General features: G+C 43.9%; 13 protein-coding genes and 2 rRNA genes. 14 read left to right on the forward strand and 1 reads right to left on the reverse strand.

Annotated elements, in window-relative coordinates; translation table 11 throughout:
- Window positions 1-143: 143 nt before the first annotated feature.
- The 5 genes from HRQ91_RS02145 to HRQ91_RS02165 all read left to right on the forward strand — a co-directional run bounded on the left by HRQ91_RS02145 (window position 144) and on the right by HRQ91_RS02165 (window position 7539).
- Window positions 144-3092 (forward strand): 23S ribosomal RNA (locus HRQ91_RS02145).
- Window positions 3093-3188: 96 nt separating this feature from the next.
- A 5S ribosomal RNA gene (gene rrf / locus HRQ91_RS02150) occupies window positions 3189-3299 on the forward strand.
- 401 nt (window positions 3300-3700) lie between these two features.
- Window positions 3701-4597, forward strand: coding sequence for a patatin-like phospholipase family protein (locus HRQ91_RS02155; protein WP_210120047.1), 897 nt, complete (start codon window positions 3701-3703; stop codon window positions 4595-4597).
- Window positions 4590-5390, forward strand: a complete 801-nt coding sequence (locus HRQ91_RS02160) for a TIGR02757 family protein (RefSeq protein WP_210120048.1) — start codon at window positions 4590-4592, stop codon at window positions 5388-5390. The genes HRQ91_RS02155 and HRQ91_RS02160 overlap by 8 nt, the downstream gene beginning before the upstream one ends.
- A 778-nt stretch (window positions 5391-6168) precedes the next feature.
- Entirely contained in the window at window positions 6169-7539 is a 1371-nt protein-coding gene (locus HRQ91_RS02165) for a TrpB-like pyridoxal phosphate-dependent enzyme (protein WP_210120049.1), read from the forward strand.
- 66 nt (window positions 7540-7605) lie between these two features.
- Here the strand turns inward: HRQ91_RS02165 and HRQ91_RS02170 are convergent, their stop codons facing one another.
- On the reverse strand, window positions 7606-9033 hold the full coding sequence (locus tag HRQ91_RS02170; RefSeq protein ID WP_210120050.1) for a lyase family protein: 1428 nt from the start codon (window positions 9031-9033) through the stop codon (window positions 7606-7608).
- A gap of 208 nt (window positions 9034-9241) precedes the next feature.
- On the opposite strand from HRQ91_RS02170, the gene HRQ91_RS02175 reads away from it, so the two are divergent.
- From HRQ91_RS02175 to HRQ91_RS02215, 9 genes are all read left to right on the forward strand, one after another.
- Entirely contained in the window at window positions 9242-9907 is a 666-nt protein-coding gene (locus tag HRQ91_RS02175; RefSeq protein ID WP_210120051.1) for a GntR family transcriptional regulator, read from the forward strand.
- Complete coding sequence (locus HRQ91_RS02180; protein ID WP_210120052.1) at window positions 9904-11820, forward strand: NAD(P)/FAD-dependent oxidoreductase; 1917 nt, start codon at window positions 9904-9906, stop codon at window positions 11818-11820. Before HRQ91_RS02175 ends, HRQ91_RS02180 begins: the two co-directional genes overlap by 4 nt.
- Window positions 11821-11972: 152 nt before the next feature.
- Window positions 11973-13091: an ABC transporter substrate-binding protein gene (locus tag HRQ91_RS02185; protein ID WP_210120053.1), complete on the forward strand. Its 1119-nt coding sequence runs from the start codon at window positions 11973-11975 to the stop codon at window positions 13089-13091.
- 83 nt (window positions 13092-13174) lie between these two features.
- Window positions 13175-14047, forward strand: coding sequence for a branched-chain amino acid ABC transporter permease (locus HRQ91_RS02190; protein WP_210120054.1), 873 nt, complete (start codon window positions 13175-13177; stop codon window positions 14045-14047).
- A 9-nt stretch (window positions 14048-14056) separates the two neighbouring features.
- Complete coding sequence (locus HRQ91_RS02195; RefSeq protein ID WP_210120055.1) at window positions 14057-15028, forward strand: branched-chain amino acid ABC transporter permease; 972 nt, start codon at window positions 14057-14059, stop codon at window positions 15026-15028.
- Window positions 15021-15788, forward strand: a complete 768-nt coding sequence (locus tag HRQ91_RS02200) for an ABC transporter ATP-binding protein (protein WP_210120056.1) — start codon at window positions 15021-15023, stop codon at window positions 15786-15788. Before HRQ91_RS02195 ends, HRQ91_RS02200 begins: the two co-directional genes overlap by 8 nt.
- The gene (locus tag HRQ91_RS02205) at window positions 15785-16501 is read left to right on the forward strand and encodes an ABC transporter ATP-binding protein (protein ID WP_210120057.1); all 717 of its coding nucleotides are present in this window, start codon (window positions 15785-15787) and stop codon (window positions 16499-16501) included. Before HRQ91_RS02200 ends, HRQ91_RS02205 begins: the two co-directional genes overlap by 4 nt.
- A gap of 8 nt (window positions 16502-16509) precedes the next feature.
- Window positions 16510-17250 (forward strand): L-2-amino-thiazoline-4-carboxylic acid hydrolase, encoded by a 741-nt coding sequence (locus tag HRQ91_RS02210; protein WP_210120058.1) that lies wholly within the window; start codon window positions 16510-16512, stop codon window positions 17248-17250.
- Window positions 17247-18560, forward strand: a complete 1314-nt coding sequence (locus HRQ91_RS02215; protein WP_210120059.1) for an amidohydrolase — start codon at window positions 17247-17249, stop codon at window positions 18558-18560. The genes HRQ91_RS02210 and HRQ91_RS02215 overlap by 4 nt, the downstream gene beginning before the upstream one ends.
- The last annotated feature ends 1 nt before the right edge of the window (window position 18561 follow it).

The raw sequence follows: 18561 nt of genomic DNA on the forward strand, positions 1-18561 counted from the left end.
GAAGGAGCGAGAGACTTGAGTGTGATAAGCATGAGAGGAACTTGCTTCTAGGTGAAGAATGCCCGATTGAGGCGAGCACGTTAGAAGATGTAAGCTTGATAACTTTTAATAGTGCGAAAGTTGAGATACGGGAAGAATAATATGGTCAAGCGAAAATAGGTCTATGGCGGATGCCTAGAGGAGCTGGAAGGCGAAGAAGGCCGTGATAAGCTGCGAAAAGCCGCGGGGAGAAGCACATATTCAGAGATCCGCGGATAGCCGAATGGGGTAACCCGACAACTTAAAAGGTTGTCACTGCGACGTCTGAATAAAATAGGGCGGCAGAGCGAAACCGGGTGAAGTGAACCATCTAAGTAACCCGAGGAAAAGAAAACAAAAGAGATTCCGTAAGTAGCGGCGAGCGAAAGCGGAGGAGCCCAAACCACGCAAAGTGGGGTTGAAGGGCCGCATGGGGATGACCCGAAAAGTTAGGAGAAAACATACTTATAGCAGAAAGGTTTTGGAAAAGCCTGTCAGAGAGCGTGAAAGCCGCGTAAGCGAAATAAGTATGACTTTTTGATGCGGTACCTGAGTACGGCGGGGCACGAGGAACCCTGTCGGAATCCGGGTCGACCACGATCCAAGGCTAAATACTAATCAGCTACCGATAGCGAAGAAGTACCGTGAGGGAAAGGCGAAAAGAACCCCGGTAAGGGGAGTGAAATAGAACCTGAAACCATAGACTGACAAGATGTCACAGCCCGAAAGGGTAGTGGCGTGTCTTTTGTAGAATAAACCTGCGAGTTACGGTATGCAGCGAGGTTAAGGGATAGAAGTTCCGGAGCCGGAGCGAAAGCGAGTCTGAAAAGGGCGAAAAGTTGCATGTCGTAGACCCGAAGCCAAGGTGATCTAGTTATGGGCAGGTTGAAGCAAGGGTAAAACCTTGTGGAGGACCGAACAGTAATCTGTTAAAAAAGGTAGTGATGACCTGTGACTAGGAGTGAAAGGCTAAACAAACCTGGAAATAGCTGGCTCTCCCCGAAATGCCTTTAGGGACAGCCTCATACAAAACTGTCGGAGGTAAAGCACTGGATGGACTAGGGGGTGTCAAAACCTACCGAAACCAATCAAACTCTGAATACCGACAGTCATCGTATGGGAGTGAGACTGTGTGCTCTAAGGTTCATAGTCGAAAGGGAAACAGCCCAGACCGGCGACTAAGGTCCCAAAATCATGCTGAGTGTGAAATGAAGTGCGGATGCAAATACAGCCAGGAGGTTGGCTTAGAAGCAGCCATTCCTTAAAAGAGTGCGTAACAGCTCACTGGTCGAGCACCTGTGCGCAGACAATGTAACGGGGCTAAGCATGATACCGAAGTCACGGACTCATAACGAAAGTTATGATTGGTAGGGGAGCATTGCATTAACCTGAGAAGGCAAACCTGTGAGGGATGCTGGAGGAGATGGAAGAGAGAATGCAGGTATAAGTAACGAAAAGACGGGTGAGATCCCCGTCCGCCGAAAACCTAAGGTTTCCTGGGTAAAGGCAATCTGCCCAGGGTAAGTCGGCCCCTAAGGCAAGGACGAAAGTCGTAGTCGATGGGAAATTGGTTTATAATCCAATACCTTTTAAGTATTGAAGGCATGACGCATGAGGTGAAATCCGGCCGGAGAACGGTAGTTCCGGTCAAAGCGGTAAGTTAGTGAAGAGTGGGTTAAAAGACACTCTGAGATGAGCCGTGACAGCGAGCGGAGAGAAAGTCGAAGTGAAGCGGACGTAATCAAGGTGCCGGGAAATAATGTCTAAGTTAGGCTTAAAAGACCGTACCGGAAACCGACACAGGTAGGTAGGATGAGAAATCTAAGGCGCACGAGCGACCTCGCGTTAAGGAACTCGGCAAAATGCGCACGTAACTTCGGAAGAAGTGCGGCTCACTTTAATCAAAGATTGTGAGCGACACAAAGCAGGCCCAGGCGACTGTTTATCAAAAACACAGCCATCTGCGAACCAGCAATGGGACGTATAGGTGGTGACACCTGCCCGGTACTGGAAGGTTAAGAGGAGCGGTTATCCGTAAGGAGAAGCTGTGAATCGAAGCCCCAGCAAACGGCGGCCGTAACTATAACGGTCCTAAGGTAGCGAAATTCCTTGTCGGGTAAGTTCCGACCCGCACGAATGGTGTAACGATTCTGGGCACTGTCTCAACGCGAGACTCGGTGAAATTTATATTCCGGTAAAGAAGCCGGATACCCGTAACTAGACGGAAAGACCCCGTGAACCTTCACCGTAACTTACTATTGGGATTCTATTCATCATGTGTAGAATAGTTGGGAGGCAGTGATGCGTGGCCGTTAGGTTGCGAAGAGCCGAAAAGTGAAATACCAACCTTGATGAATGGAATTTCTAACCTGTGCCGTGAAGCCGGTATAGGGACAATGGTAGGCAGGCGGTTTGACTGGGGCGGTCGCCTCCTAAAGAGTAACGGAGGTGCGCGAAGGTCTCCTCGCGGTGGTTGGAAATCATCGTACGAGTGTAAAGGCACAAGGAGGCTTGACTGCGAGAAAGACATTTCGAGCAGGTACGAAAGTAGGTCTTAATGATCTGGTGGTTCCGTGTGGAAGGGCCATCACTTAACGGATAAAAGGTACTCCGGGGATAACAGGCTGATTTTCCCCAAGAGTTCACATCGACGGGAAAGTTTGGCACCTCGATGTCGGCTCATCGCATCCTGGGGCTGGAGCAGGTCCCAAGGGTTTGGCTGTTCGCCAATTAAAGCGGTACGTGAGCTGGGTTCAGAACGTCGCGAGACAGTTCGGTCCCTATCTGTTACGGGCGATGGATGTTTGAGAGGAGCTGCTTTTAGTACGAGAGGACCGAAGTGGACGAACCTCTGGTTTACCAGTTATCCTGCCAAGGGTAAGTGCTGGGTATCTAAGTTCGGAAGGGATAACCGCTGAAAGCATCTAAGCGGGAAGCCCACCCCAAGATAAGACATCCCTGAGGGTTTAACCCTCCTAAAGACTCCGGAGACACTATCCGGTTGATAGGCTGCAGGTGTAAGCGTCGTGAGGCGTTCAGCCAAGCAGTACTAATAAGTCGTGAGGCTTGACCATATTATTGTTCCCGTTATTTTTCTTCACTGATCTTCCCTTAGCGGTTTGAGAGAGTTTTATTGACTTTTTTTCCGCATCTTTAATTATGTTAATATGCCCGGTGGCCATTGTGGAGAGGCAATACCCGTTCCCATCCCGAACACGGAAGTCAAGCTCTCTTACGCCGATGATACTGTCTTTTGACGGGAAAGTAGGTAGCTGCCGGGCTTTTTTATTTAAAAAGGCTGCCTTAAGGCAGCCTTTTTAAATAAAACGAGTTCTAGGGGACATAGCAAGTTTGCACGGGCGGTTCTTAGCGCTATAGAATGTTTACCCTGCAAACTTGGTAAGTGAGCAGCTATGCTGCGAACGACGGTAGCCTGCCGGGCTTTCTTTTATTAAAACGGCTTTTGGCCGTTTTAATAAAAAATTGTCCAAAGAAACCTATCAGTTTGCCCGTAAAAGATGTCAAACTTACACTCCTTTACATGGACAAACTGTTGTTAAAGCGCCTAGCGGTTTATACGGTAACTGCTAGGCTTTAGCCGGGAATACCGGGCGGGCTATATCAGCCCTAGGCGAGTACCGCAGACTGTTCAATTTGCCCTTTAATCGGTAAAATAATAGTGATGAAGATAGGACTTGTACTTGAAGGCGGCGGTATGCGCGGCATGTATACTGCCGGCGTATTGGATGTAATGCTTGAAAACGAAATTAAAGTCGATGCGATTATGGGAGCTTCGGCGGGAGCGGTTTTCGGCTGTAACTATAAATCAAGACAGATAGGCCGTACTATCCGATATAACAAAAGATTCTGTCGTGATCCTAGATATTCCGGTATCAGATCGTTTATAAAAACCGGAGATTTTTTCGGCGCGAAATTTTGTTATGACGATATTCCGAACAAACTTGATATTTTTGATGCCAAGACCTTTAAATCCACGCCTGAAAAATTTTATGCGGTATGCACCGATGTATTGACGGGTAAGCCCGTATATCGTGAACTTTATTCCGGCGACAGTACGGATCTTACGTGGCTTAGAGCTTCGGCGTCCATGCCGCTTGTTTCACATATTGTTGAAGTGGACGGATATAAACTTCTCGACGGCGGAATGGCGGATTCTATTCCTCTTAAAAAGATTATGGGAATGGGATATGAAAAAAATATTGTCATACTAACGCAGCCTCAAGGTTATTTAAAGAAGCCTGTAAAATTACTGCCTTTGATCAAAATCGTTTACAAAAAATATCCTTCGGTAGTAAAGGCCATGGCCGTGCGGCATAAGGTTTATAATGGAGAACTTGATTTTGTAAAAAAGCAGGAAGATGCGGGAAACGCTTTTGTTTTTGCGCCGAGCCGGCCTTTGAATGTTAAAAGAACCGAACACGATCCCTACGTTCTTCAAAGTATGTATGACTTGGGAAGAGAAGACGCCTTAGCGCGGCTGGATCTCCTTAAATCCTTTGTGTCAAACGAAGATTTCTCACCAGCGCGAAACCGCAAAAGGCGGCCAGCTTATGAATAAAATTTCCGACACGACTAAAAAACTTCTCGTTTATTTGGCGGACAAATACGAGACTCAGGACTTCTCATCGGGAGATCCGAGCCTTTTTTTGCGCCGTTATAATAAAACGGTAGATATTGAAATTTGCTCGTTTATAGCATCGCTTTTTGCATTCGGCCAACGCCAGCAATTTTTAAAAAAAATTGAAGAAGTGCTCTCCTATTCCGGCGATTCCTTTGCCGCATGGATCAAGGATGGCAGTTGGAAAGGTGATTTTCCTTCAGGGAATAAAAAATATTACCGTTTTTATTCCTACGACGACGTTAGGGACGTGTTCGGCGCCCTGCAAAGAATTTTATCCGAATACGATACTTTGGGAAACTGTTTTCGCCGCGAATATGAAAAAAACAAGGCTTTGGCGAATGCTGCCGACGATTTTTCACCCGTTCGGATTTTTTCGGAGCTTTTTAAGAATTGCCGCATGGTTTCGCATACAAAACAATCCGCCAATAAACGTCTGCACATGTTTTTGCGATGGATGGTTCGAAAAAATTCTCCTGTGGACATCGGCTTATGGGATTGGTATCCTGCCGAAAAATTGATCATCCCGGTGGATACTCATGTACTGCAGCAGGCTAAAAAACTTCATCTGGTACCTGAAAAAAGCGCCGCTTCCGCTAAGACCGCATTTGAGTTAACGGAAATTTTAAAACAGGTGTGGCCCGACGATCCGTGCCGCGGGGATTTTGCGCTGTTCGGTATGGGAGTAGATGAAGATTTAACTTCGACCGCTAAAATATCGCGGTCTTGTTAAATTTTGAGTTTCCCTTCGGAAAACTCATTTTTAACTGTGCGCAAAGCGCGCACGAATGCGTCGTCCTCGAAATCTGATGATTTCTTCGGCGACGCGATTTTAAGGAAGATTTAACTTCGACCGCTAAATAGGCGCGGCGCTTTTAACATCGAGTTTTCTTCGAAAACTCGTTTATTGAACTGTGCGCTCATGCGCACTAATTGCCCAGCTCTTAAATCTGACGATTTACTCGCTGTGCAATTTTAAAGAACTTTTAAATTGAACGTCTGAAATAGCGCCGTTCAATTTAATTTCGAGTTTGCCCTTTAGGCAAACATCGCTTATCAACTGTGCGCAAAATGCGCACGAATGCGTCGTCCTCGAAATCTGATGATTTCTGCGGCGACGCAGTTTTTAAGGAAGGTTTAAATTGAACGTCTGAAATAATTATAAACCGACGTACCTCCGTGTACATCGGTTTATGGCGAATTTTGGCAAAGCCAAAATATCGCTTTTACATATTTTGCCGCCATCCATGGCGGTACTTGAATTTTGAGTTTGCCCTTTAGGCAAACATCGTTTATTAGCTGTGTGAAAAGGGCTGATTACCGGACATGATACGTAAAAATCCAAAAATAATTTAAAATTTTTTTGTTTTTTTGACTGTTTCTATTTACAAGAACAACGGTTTTTGTTATAGTGTATCTATAAATAGAAACAAAGCGCCGCAAAAATGTATGAATCAGTGCGGTCTTTAGGCATAGCAATGATCGACGAAAATCTTGTTGGAGGTAAAAATATGAACAAAAACGACATCCCGTACAAAATTTATCTTTCGGAAAATGAAATGCCTAAAGATTGGTATAACGTCCGTGCGGATATGAAAAAAAAGCCCGCTCCGCTTCTTAATCCTAAAACACACGCCGCTCTCAAATATGAAGATTTGCGGCCGGTTTTTTGCGACGAACTTGTAAAACAGGAATTAAATGACGACGATCGTCTTATTCCCATACCGAAAGCGATACTTGATTTTTATAGAATGTATAGACCGTCGCCGCTTGTTCGCGCCTATTGCCTTGAAAAAAAATTAGATACTCCTGCGCATATTTATTATAAGTTTGAAGGGAACAATACTAGCGGAAGTCACAAGCTCAATTCCGCGATCGCGCAGGCATATTATGCAAAGGAACAGGGTTTAAAAGGCGTTACTACGGAAACGGGAGCGGGGCAATGGGGGACGGCTCTTTCAATGGCATGCGCTTATTTCGGCATTGACTGTAAGGTTTTTATGGTTAAGTGTTCTTATGAGCAAAAACCATTTAGAAGGGAAGTCATGCGTACTTACGGCGCTTCCGTTACCCCGTCTCCGTCCATGACAACCGATATAGGCAAGAAAATCAATGCGGAATTTCCGGGAACGTCGGGAAGCCTCGGCTGCGCTATTTCGGAAGCCGTAGAATGCGCCGCAAAATCGCCCGGTTATCGCTATGTGCTTGGCAGCGTTTTGAATATGGTGCTGCTCCATCAGAGCATAATCGGGCTTGAAACTAAGAGCGCCCTCGATAAGTACTGTATAGTTCCCGACATAATTATAGGCTGCGCCGGCGGAGGTTCCAATTTGGGAGGACTTATTTCACCCTTTATGGGAGAAGTTCTCAGAGGCGAAAAAAACTATAAGTTCATCGCCGTGGAACCGGCTTCATGTCCGAGTTTTACACGCGGAAAATTTGTGTATGATTTTTGCGACACGGGACATGTTTGCCCGCTTGCAAAGATGTATACATTAGGTTCGGAATTTATCCCTTCTGCAAGTCATGCAGGCGGTCTTCGCTATCACGGAATGAGTCCTGTGCTTTCGGAATTATATGACGAAGGGCTTTTGGAGGCCAGGGCAGTCAAACAAACTTCGGTGTTTGAAGCCGCTACGGAATTTGCCCGTGTGGAAGGAATTTTACCGGCGCCCGAAAGCAGCCATGCGATAAAGGTCGCAATAGACGAAGCTTTAAAATGTAAAGAAACCGGAGAGGCAAAAAACATAGTGTTCGGTTTGACCGGAACAGGCTATTTTGATATGAAAGCTTATGAAAATTTTAATGACGGTAAAATGAGCGATTATATTCCGAGCGATGAAGATTTGAAGCGCGGCTTCGACGCTCTGCCGAAATTTTAAAAAGCTCGTGCAGAAGATCTGGTGCTGCCGGCGCTTATGTCGCCGGCCGTTTTTTCAAAGGTGCTTTTATTTTTTTTCCATGAGTTCCGCATATTTTTTTGCAATGCGCCGTGATTTTTTCGCCGCAAGGCCTCTGTACCGCGCCGGGTCCGAAAAGAACCCTTCCGCATCCGGAATACCGAGCTTTTTAATCCTGTCCGTAATCATTTTAAACGCTTCGGTATGCGTTTTAAGGACTTCAAAAAAAGTTTTGCCTGATTTTTCAGCTTCAAGCGTTATTTTACGGATCACTTCATGGGCATCATTTATTCCCTCTTCTCCCAAAAGAATGTATGCCGGTTCCGCAAGAACGCCGCCTTTTACTTTTCCGCCGGAGTCTGAAAGATTTCTTTCCATATTTTTCCGGTCGGCCTGCAACCCCGAAATGATCTTTTTCATTCTGGAAACGGCCATAGTAAAGCCTGTTATGTAGTCTGTGATAAAACGCTGACTTGCGGAATTGGTGAGGTCCCTCTGGTGTTCCGAAATTTGATCCATGTAAAATGTCAGCACACGGGGCGACATCGCCTTCCAAAGGGACTTTACGTGTTCGCTGTTCCACGGATTGCGCTTTTGCGGCATTGTGGAAGACCCCACCTGTGTGGAACTGAAATATTCAAACACTTCGCCTATTTCCGAGCGTTGCAAATTACGAAGGTCGTCCGCCAAATTGGCTATAATGCCGAAAGCGACGTTGCATTCAAGCAAAAGCCGCAAAAGATATTCGGGCTCTACGAGTTGGTTTGAATATTCGCTTGCTTCAAGGCCTAAAAATTTCAGATAGAGTTTTTCAAATTCTTCGGGATCTTTAACGATCATGCTCATTCCGTTATAGGCGCCTACGGGACCGGAAAGTTTTCCTTTAAGCCTGTTTGAAAGAGCTTCAATCTCTATTATGGATTTTCCCAGCCGGCTTACGAATTCTGCAACAGTCCAGCCGAAAGTGATCGGAACCGCATGCTGCCCGTGAGTGCGGCCTACTTGCGGAGTTTCAGCCTCCCTTTCCGCTATGGAACACAAATGACCTTCGAGCCCTTTTAGCTCCGGTAGTACGACTTTTTGAACGGCTTCTTTTATGCGCATTGAAAGCGCTGTGTCAAGGATATCTACGCTGGTCGCTCCCAGGTGGACAAGCGGGGCTATTTGGGGAGGCACCTTTGTCTTCATTACGTTAACTAAGGCGCGTATATTGTGCTGAGTTTTTTCTTCTTCTTTATAAACTTCTTCGGGATCTATTTGCGAGGCGGTATTGTCCAACAAATCTTCGACTTGGGGAGTAAGTTCTCCGCGCACAAAGAGATGCGCCTTTACCAGAGCCGCTTCCGCCTTTGCGCATGAGCGAATCGCCGCCGATTCCGAAATACATTCGGAAAGCTCTTTGAAGACTGAAGATTCGGATAATGAATAGCGATGATCGATACATGAAAGATTGTCAAAAATGTTACGTGTTTCCATGAATAAAATTATGTGATAAAGGTGCAAAATAATCAATCGGTATGATGGGCGACGATAGGCGACTCGAACCGGATAAAAAAATTACTCAAAATATAATTCGACATTAAAATATCTGTCGTAGAAAAATCAATAATTTTAGGAGATTTTAAGTTGATAAAGTTTAAAAATTAAAACTTGACAAACAGGAGATATGTTATAACATATAACTATGAATAAAGATTTCAGTAGTTTAATAAAAAAAACATATAGTCAGCAAATTCTGACAAACATAGAGGATAATCTGGTCAGCGGCAGTTTCAAACCGGATGAACCTTTAAAATTGCGTTCGTTGGCAAGCCAATTCGGCGTAAGTATTATTCCCATAAGAGAAGCGCTTATGTTCTTGGAATCCGAAGGTTCCATTGTGAAACGAAATAATAAGGATTATCGGATAAGAAGTATGTCGTTTGAAGATTTTATCGATCTTACTGATATTCGTCTTATGCTTGAACCTAAAACAGCTTCCACAGCCTGTGAAATTGCCAGCGCTAAAGAAATTTTTGAACTAGGCCAGATTATAAATGGTATGGAACATTCTGTGGATGACGAGAGACGGTTTATGTTGTTTCACTATAAATATCATATGAGCCTTTACGGTATCGCAAAAAAACAAATTTACAATGAACTTATTCGTTCTTGTTGGTTAAGAATAGGTCCGTATATTTCACTTATGTGGAAAGAAATGGGATATACCGACTCTTTACAGAATCATGTCGCCATACATAAGGCGGTTGAGGCAAAAGATAAGGATTTGGTCTTCTCTTTATTGACTGAAGATTTGGAGAAGGGAAGGGATTCAATGAAGAAAGAATATTTTATCTCGGAGGAGTTATGAAATACAGCCATATTTTCCAACCGGGAAAGATTGGAAATCTGATTCTAAAAAACAGGATAATAATGTCTCCTATCGGCACTCGTCTTACCGATGTAAACGGCGGAGTGACCGAGGATATGAGGGCATTTTACTCTGAGCGCGCAAAGGGAGGCGCCGCCGCCGTAATCATTGAGGCAACGGGTATTTCGTATCCGGAAGCCGTTGGCAAACCGAACCATCTTAGACTTTGTAATGATTCTTTGATGCCGGGTCATGCATTGCTTGCAGAAAGCATACATGAAAACGGTTCCCTCGCTATTTCCATGTTATGGCATGCGGGAATCAATAAAGGCATTCTTGAAGGAGTTCATCCTGTGGGTCCTTCGGCTATTTTAAATATTAACACGGGTTTGACTCCGAGAGAACTTGAAAAAGCCGACATTGTTAGAATACAAGAGGAATTTGCCGCCGCCGCCCTAAGAGCCAAAATCTGCGGATATGATGCTATTGAGCTTCACGGAGGGCACGGGTATCTGATTTCCTCCTTTGTTTCCAAGCTTACCAATCATCGAAATGATGAATACGGAGGTTCTTTTGAGAATAGAATACGTTTCACACTGGAGACTGTTAAGAAAATAAAGGAAAAAGTCGGCGATAATTATCCTATAATGATCAGAATCAACGGTTCGGATTTCTTTGAAGGCGGAATTACTCTTGAAGAGTCGATTGCTTTTTCCAAAGCTCTTGAAAAAACCGGAATTGCGGCAATTGATGTTTCCGCCGGCGTATATGGTTCGGTAGATACGATGATTGAGCCGATTTCTTACGAAGAAGGTTGGAAGATAAATTTAGCTTGGGAAATTAAAAAATGTGTGAATATTCCGGTTTTGGGCGTCGGCGTGCTTCGTTCTCCTGAAGTGGTTGAGAATATACTTGCGGAAGAGAAAGCGGATTTTGCTTGTCTTGGAAGGGAATTGATGTGCGAGCCTCATTGGGTTAATAAGGTCAGGGCAGGTGACAAGCATATTTTAAAATGTATTTCCTGCAATGCTTGTTTTGCCCACACCGGAAAAAATCTTCCGATTAGATGCAGCCTTAATCCTTATGCCGGAAGGGAAAGACTTCCGATTATACATATCGCTGCGGATAAGGCTAAAAAAATTGCCGTTGTCGGAGCGGGACCGTCGGGTATAACTGCGGCTCTTATAGCGGATATGCGCGGGCATTCGGTAACCTTGTTTGAGAAAAGTGATAGAATCGGCGGCCAGCTTTATTTAGCGCAGTTTCCTCCGGGCAAGAGCAAAATTACGGATTATATTGAATATTTGACAGAAGAATTGAAAAGGAGTTCCGTCAAGTGTGTTTTTAAACATGAATTTAAGCCGGAAGAAAGTTCCGATTTTGACGAAGTTATTATAGCCACGGGAGCTGCTTGCAGGGTTATAGATATTCCGGGAGCAACGTTGGGCGCTAATGCGATTTTGTCTTGGGATGCATTGATAAAAGGGCATGATTTTTATGACGGCAAAAGAATTGTCATTCTTGGCGGCGGGTTCGTCGGCTGTGAAACGGCTTTGTACTGCAAGGTTTCAGGCGCTAGGGACGTTTGCATTGTAGAGATGTTGCCTGCTCTTGGTGGGGATGTTGACGGCATAACGAGATTAAAAATGCTTAAGGAGCTTAAAGACGAAGGAGTTGCGGAATTTCTTTCCAATTCAGTATGTGAAGTTCGTAATGAAAAAGCCGTTCTGAAAGACGGTCGACAAATCGGGTGCGATGTCCTTGTTATAGCGGTCGGATCAAAACCCGACACTGAGTTACGTAACGCCTTGTTGGCTGAAGGTAAATTTTCTTATGGGATTGGTGATTGCAGTAATCCCGGAAGAATGTTGGAGGCTGTTTCTTCAGGGTTTGAAGCTGCATACAGTATTTAATGGGTTGTCTCAAAAGTCGGTTGCTTTTTCGACAGCCCGTCGAGTTTAAAATTAAGTCTTTATATTGTAATGACTTAATTTTAAACATCTCATATTAAGCAAGGAAACTGTCCGAAAACTTCAATTTTCGGGCAGCCCCAAAGGAGTAAGAAATGAAAAGAAATTTATTTATTCTTACGATGGTCGCTGTGTTGTCGGTGCCTTTGTTTGCAAAAGGAGGTTCCGAAGCCGACGAGAATACAGTGAAGATTGCAGTGTCTGCTCCGATGACCGGAGATATGGGAGAGTACGGAGTCAGCTTTAAAAGGTCTATTGATTTGGCTTGCGAGAATTGGAATGCTAAAGGTGGAGTAATTGGGAAAAAAATTGTCGTTGAATACGGCGATAGCAAAGGTGTACCCCAAGAAGCTGCTACATTGGCGCAAAAATTCACTAGTAACAAGTCGATTTTTGCTCAGATCGGTGATTTTACAAGCGCATGTTGCATGTCTTCGCAGTCAATTTATGATTCCGCTAAAATGATTCAGCTTTCGCCTACGGCTTCAAATATTTTCTTTGCCTCCGCTTCACCTTGGTCGTTTGAAGTTCTTGGAACACAGGTTGAACAAGGACGATTTATGGCCGATTGGGCTTATGACGACGGTATTAGAAAAGTGGCTATACTCTACATTAACAGCGACTGGGGAGTGAGTGTAAGAGACGGTTTTAAAGTGGCTTTTGAAGCGAGAGGAGGAAAGATAGCCGCCGAAGAGTATTACTTTGACAGTGAAAGAGACTTTACGGCTGTCTTGACAAAATTACAGGCTGTGAAACCGGAAGCCGTTTATCTTGCAAGCTACTATAACGACGGAGCCGCTATATGTGTACAGAAAGCCAGGTTGGGGTGGGATATTCCGACTTATTGTGCCGGAACCGTATATTCTCCGAAATTCGTGGAACTTGGCGGTAAAGCGGTGGAAAATATTCGGACAAATGTCGGGTTCTTCCCTGCGGATCCTCCTCCTGCTGCAAAAGATTTCATAAGTAAATATTCGTCAAAATACGGGACAACCCCCGACTACTATGGCGCTTGCGCTTTTGATGCATTCAATGTTCTTATGGAAGCTATTGTTCGGGCAGGAGTGTTGAACAGCGAGACCGTTAGGAAAGAACTTTTGAAAACCAGCGGACACGAAGGCGTTTCGGGCACTATAACATTCGATGCCAACGGTGACGCTAAAAAATCTTACATAAAGCTTACCATAAGGAATGGGAAATTCTGTGCTATTTAACTTTTTCTAGATACAGTTGTTCTAGACTAAATTAATATCCTGAGCTGACATTATCAGCTCAGGACTATCTTGGAGTTGTTAAAATGTTTATTCAACAACTACTGAATGGGATAACACAGGGCGGGCTGTTTGCTTTGCTTGCATTGTCGTACTCCTTGGTATACGGGGTCTTGAATTTGGTGAACTTTGCAACAGGTTCCCTGTATATGCTTGGAGCGTATGCAGCCTGGACGATTGTTGTTCGTCTCACACATAATCTTTTTCTGGCAATTCTTGCAGGAGGCGCGGCCGGTTTTGCCACTGCCTTTCTACTTGAAAAAATTGCTTTCAGATCTTTGCGAGGAGCCAGTCGTGTGGCGTCTTTGATATGCACGATAGGTTTTTCTCAATTTATAAACGAAATTTGTGCGCTTGTTGTTGGCAGATACACTCAAAGTATGCCGGCTTTCTTTTTAAAAACCGCCGTTACCGTTGGAAATGTTTCGGTAAGTTGGCTGCATCTTATTCTTATAGTTGTCGTTATAGTAATACTTCTAGCAATGCAGTTTTTTGTATACGGCACCAAAATGGGGCTTGCGATTCGCGCCGTATCTTATGATTACAAAACGGCAGGTTTGATGGGAATCAACGTAGATGCAACTATTTCCATTGCATTTTCAATTGCCGGCGCTTGTGCCGGCGTTGCCGGTGTTTTGGCCTGCGTATATTACAGTTCTCTTGCCCCCTCAATGGGAACGATCCCCGGATTGAAATCGTTTTCGGCAGCTGTTTTTGGAGGGCTGACTTCAATGCCAGGCGCTATAATGGGCGGTTACCTTATGGGCATAATTGAAAATTTCGGCGTACAAATCTTCGGGGCGGGATACCGGGATGTTCTAAGCTTTGTCATTTTAATTATTTTCCTCCTTGTTCGGCCACAGGGCATTCTTGGTAAGAAAAAAATAACTAAGGTATGAGGAAGAAAGATGAAGAATAATATGCTGAAACTTGATTCAAAAAAAATTGCTTTTGCGATTGCGGTATTGCTTGCCTTTCTTTTTCCTGTTTTGATTGACAATGCTTACTACCAAAGGATTTTAATCATGGCAATGATTTATATCCTTTTGACAAGCAGTTTAAATCTTCTTATCGGTCATCTTGGGCTTTTTTCAATGGGGCATGCCGCTTTCTATTGTATCGGCGCTTATACTTCCGGTTTGTTGTCTACCAGACTCGGAGTACCTTTCCCGATCTGCATGCTGGCGGCGGGAATATTGGCGGCTTTTGCCGGTTTTTTAATCGGTTTTGCTACTTTGAGGCTTAGCGATATTTTCTTTACCTTTGCCACCTTAGGACTGAGCGAAGTATTAAGAATTATAATTCTCAATTCGATTGAATTTACAGGCGGTCCCTTGGGAATTCAGGGGGTTCCGTCTCCTGTGTTTTTGGGCAAGCCTTTCACAATGCCGCTTTATTATTACCTAGGCCTGATTTTGGTAATATTGGTTTTAACAGGCATCTACAACTTCATTCACTCCAATACAGGACGCAGTTTGATGTCTATACGTGAAGACGAGCAAGCAGCAAAAAGTCTCGGCATAAATGCTTTCAAATATAAGATAATCACAATGATTCTATCCTGTTTTATTGCGGGAATAGCTGGAAGCTTCTATGCCCACTTTACAAGATTCGTTAACGCGGATGCCTTTAATATAAATGAATCAATCAATATGGTGTCAATGGTTGTCATTGGCGGTATGGGAACCTGTATCGGTCCGGTTATCGGCGCTATTGTTTTGGTTATTCTGCCCGAATTATTCAGATTTATGTCGGAATACAGACAGATGATTTATAGTTTAGCTTTAATTTGTACTATAGTTTTCGCCCCAAAAGGAATCTGCGGTATTAAATTCGGAAGATTGTTCCATGGATTAAAGAAGGAGGTCGTACGTGCTTGAAGCTAACAATGTTACGGTCAAATTCGGAGGGCTTGTTGCTGTTGATCACGTTTCGTTAAAAGTCAAAGAGCATACGATTCATTCCATAATAGGTCCTAACGGCGCGGGAAAATCGACTTTTTTTAATGCGGTTTCAGGAATACATGCCCTTGATGAAGGCGTAATAAAACTTCAAGGGAAAGAAATTCAGGGGCTTCCCCCTGACAAGATCGCCCGCAATGCTGTCGGCAGAACTTTTCAGAATATAAAGCTTTTTAAATCTCTTTCCGTATTGGAGAATGTTCTGTGCGGATCCCATATGAACGCTAAAAGTAATCTGCTTCAAGATATTTTTCATACGAAAGCTGAGAAAAATGAAGAGGAACGATTGATTGAAAAGGCCGTTGAGTTGCTTAAGTCGGTTGAACTGGGAGGTGTTCTTCATAACCCCGCAGGGAGCTTACCGTATGGCGATCAACGAAAATTGGAGATAGCTCGGGCATTAATTTCCAATCCGAAACTATTGTTGCTGGATGAGCCTGCGGCCGGTATGAATCCGATAGAAACGGACGGATTAAAAAATTTTATTTTGGGTCTTAAAGAAAAGGGATACACCATATTGTTGATTGAACATCATGTCAGGATGGTTATGTCTCTGGCCGATATGATAACGGTTTTGGATCACGGCAAGAAGATTGCGGAAGGAGGAAAAGACGAGATTCAAAACAACGAATTAGTCATTGAGGCTTACCTTGGGAAAGCCTATAGGAGCAAAAAATGAAAACGGTTCTTAGCGTAAAGAATTTATGTGTCTCCTATGGAGGCGTTAATGCTTTGCAGGATGTCAGCTTAGATATTGAAGCCGGGGCTATAGTGGCTCTAATCGGCGCCAACGGGGCTGGGAAAACTTCTCTCTTAAATGCTATTTCCAGTACTATACCTGTTAAAAGCGGCGCTATAACCTTCCAAGGAGAAGATATTACCGGAAAAAAGTCCCATATAATAGCTAACAAGGGATTGGTTCAGGTTCCGGAAGGAAGAAAAATTTTTGCAACTCTTTCTGTAGAAAATAATATAAGAGTAGGAGCATATAATCGTTACAACGACAAAGCTTTTGTAAAAGAAAAAATTGATATGTGTTATCAACTTTTTCCTATTCTCAAAGAAAGACGAAATCAGCTTGGCGGAACCCTAAGCGGAGGAGAACAGCAAATGCTGGCCATAGCCAGAGGCTTGGCAAGCGATCCTTCCGTTCTACTATTGGATGAACCGAGTTTGGGAATTGCTCCGATAGTTGTCGAAAAAATCTTTGAATTCATAGTTGAAATAAATAAATTGGGAAAAACTATTTTCCTCGTTGAGCAAAATGCCAATTTAGCCTTGAATGTGTCCTCGTACGCTTTTGTTTTGGAGACGGGGAAAATCATTAATCGGAACAGCTCAAAGACATTGCTTGCTGACGATTCGATAAAAAAAGCCTATTTAGGTCTATAGGAGGATTTATGCCGTTGAATGCACGTAATCATGCCTTTATCTATGGAGTTATTGCGGAGGAGACCCTTAAAAACGATGCTCGAAACGAAGAAGCTCTTATAAAAGGGATCATTACTTATGGAAATCAGAGAGGAGCTCGTATGGCTCAGCTTGCCGTTATGAACGGTAAAGAACTTTCAATGAAAAATTATCTGGCTTTCGGCGAATGGGCTCCTGCTGCCGGAGAAATGGATGTTCGTATTGCCGAAAGTTCTCCCGATGCCGTTTGGAATGTCTACAAGTGTCCTTGGAATGCCGAATGGAAAGAAAAGAACATGCTCAAAATGGGCGAGCTTTATTGCAAGTATGTGGACGCGGCGCTGGTTAAGGGTTTTAATAATGACCTTGAACTCGGTCTTGATACTAATCAGAGTAAGGGAGATGAATTCTGCTACTTCAAATGGAACGGCGCAGATATGACGGAAGAGAATAAAAAAGACAATGTGGATATTCAAAAAAAGCTTGGAGATACAAGAATCAGATTGTGGGAATATCACTGCGGTCATATTTATAAAACATTAAAGGAAACTCTTACTAACGAAATCGGTACCGAAAAAACGGATGATATATTTGAAAAAGCGGATATGCGAATTGAAGGCGAATTGGGGAAAACGGTTGTTGATCTAATGCATTCGGGAATGCTTCTTGATTATTGGGTATGCCCGACCGGTAAAGACGTCAACTTGCTTAAAAAATTTTTTGACAAATGAAAGTTATTGACTGGATCTGTGATAATGAGGACTCGTTATGGGCCGTCGCTTTTGACTTATGGGAGCACCCTGAGTTATCCGAGCATGAAGAGCGTTCGGCTGATCGTTTAGCGGAATTTCTTAAACAAAACGGGTTCCGTATCGAAATGGGAATCGCCGGACTTCCTACGGCTTTTCGAGCCCAGTGGGGTGATGCGGGCGTCAAGATCGGTTTCCTTGCCGAGTATGATGCCTTGCCAGGATTATCACAAAACTTGACGGATTATGCCAACCCTATTGAAGGACAGGCTTACGGGCACGGATGCGGACATAATCTTTTGGGAACGGCCGTAGCGGGCGCCGCAATTTCATTGAAAAATTTCCTGCAAAAAACCGGTAAAAAAGCATGTATTACAGTTTTCGGTTGTCCGTCGGAAGAGATTATGCTTGGTAAAATTGTGATGGCTAAAGCCGGAATTTTTAATGATCTCGATGTAGCCTTATCTTGGCACCCGGGCGAATATAATATGGCGTCCGAGGCTTCATATCAGGCAATGCGTTCGATCAAATTTTCTTTTAACGGAGTGGCCAGTCATGCATCTATGGCTCCGGATAAGGGCAAGAGCGCCTTGGATGCCGTCGAACTTATGAATGTCGCCGCAAATTACTACCGCGAACATACTCCGTTCGGCGGGCAGCTGCACTATGTGATAACTAACGGAGGTGAAAAACCGAATATTGTTCCGGACAAAGCCGGCGTATGGTATTTTGTGCGGGGCTTTCATGATTCCGATGTCAATATAATGATTAATCGCTTAAAAAATATCGCTCAGGGAGCGGCGCTTATGACAGATACGACTTTTGATTCGGAAGACATAACCGGTTGCCATGAAACCTTGATTGTCCCTGAGCTGGTGAAAGTTATTGATGAAGGAATGCGCGAAAATGCAGAGTGCTTGAGCTGGACTGAAGATGACATAGCCTTTTCAAGGAGAATTTTGAAGAACGGTAATCGCCCCGTGTCGGATAATGTTTTGGATACGGGAATAAAGGTTCCGACAGGAGTATCTTACTCTATTATGGGATCATCCGATATTAGCGATGTCAGCTGGATTGTTCCTACAGGAATGCTGTTTTGCGCCTGCTATCCTATTGGAACTCCGAATCACAGTTGGATGGTCACTGTTTGTGTAGGAAGCGAAATTGGGAAAAAAGGTATGCTTTTTGCTGCAAAATCGTTGGCCTCTGCCGCTTCAAGATTGGTTGATGATACTGCTTTGGTTGGTAGAATTAAGAGAAATTTTACGGAAGAACTATCTAGGAAAACATAAA

This window comes from Treponema parvum (assembly GCF_017893965.1).
In the GTDB taxonomy this organism is placed as follows: domain Bacteria; phylum Spirochaetota; class Spirochaetia; order Treponematales; family Treponemataceae; genus Treponema_D; species Treponema_D parvum.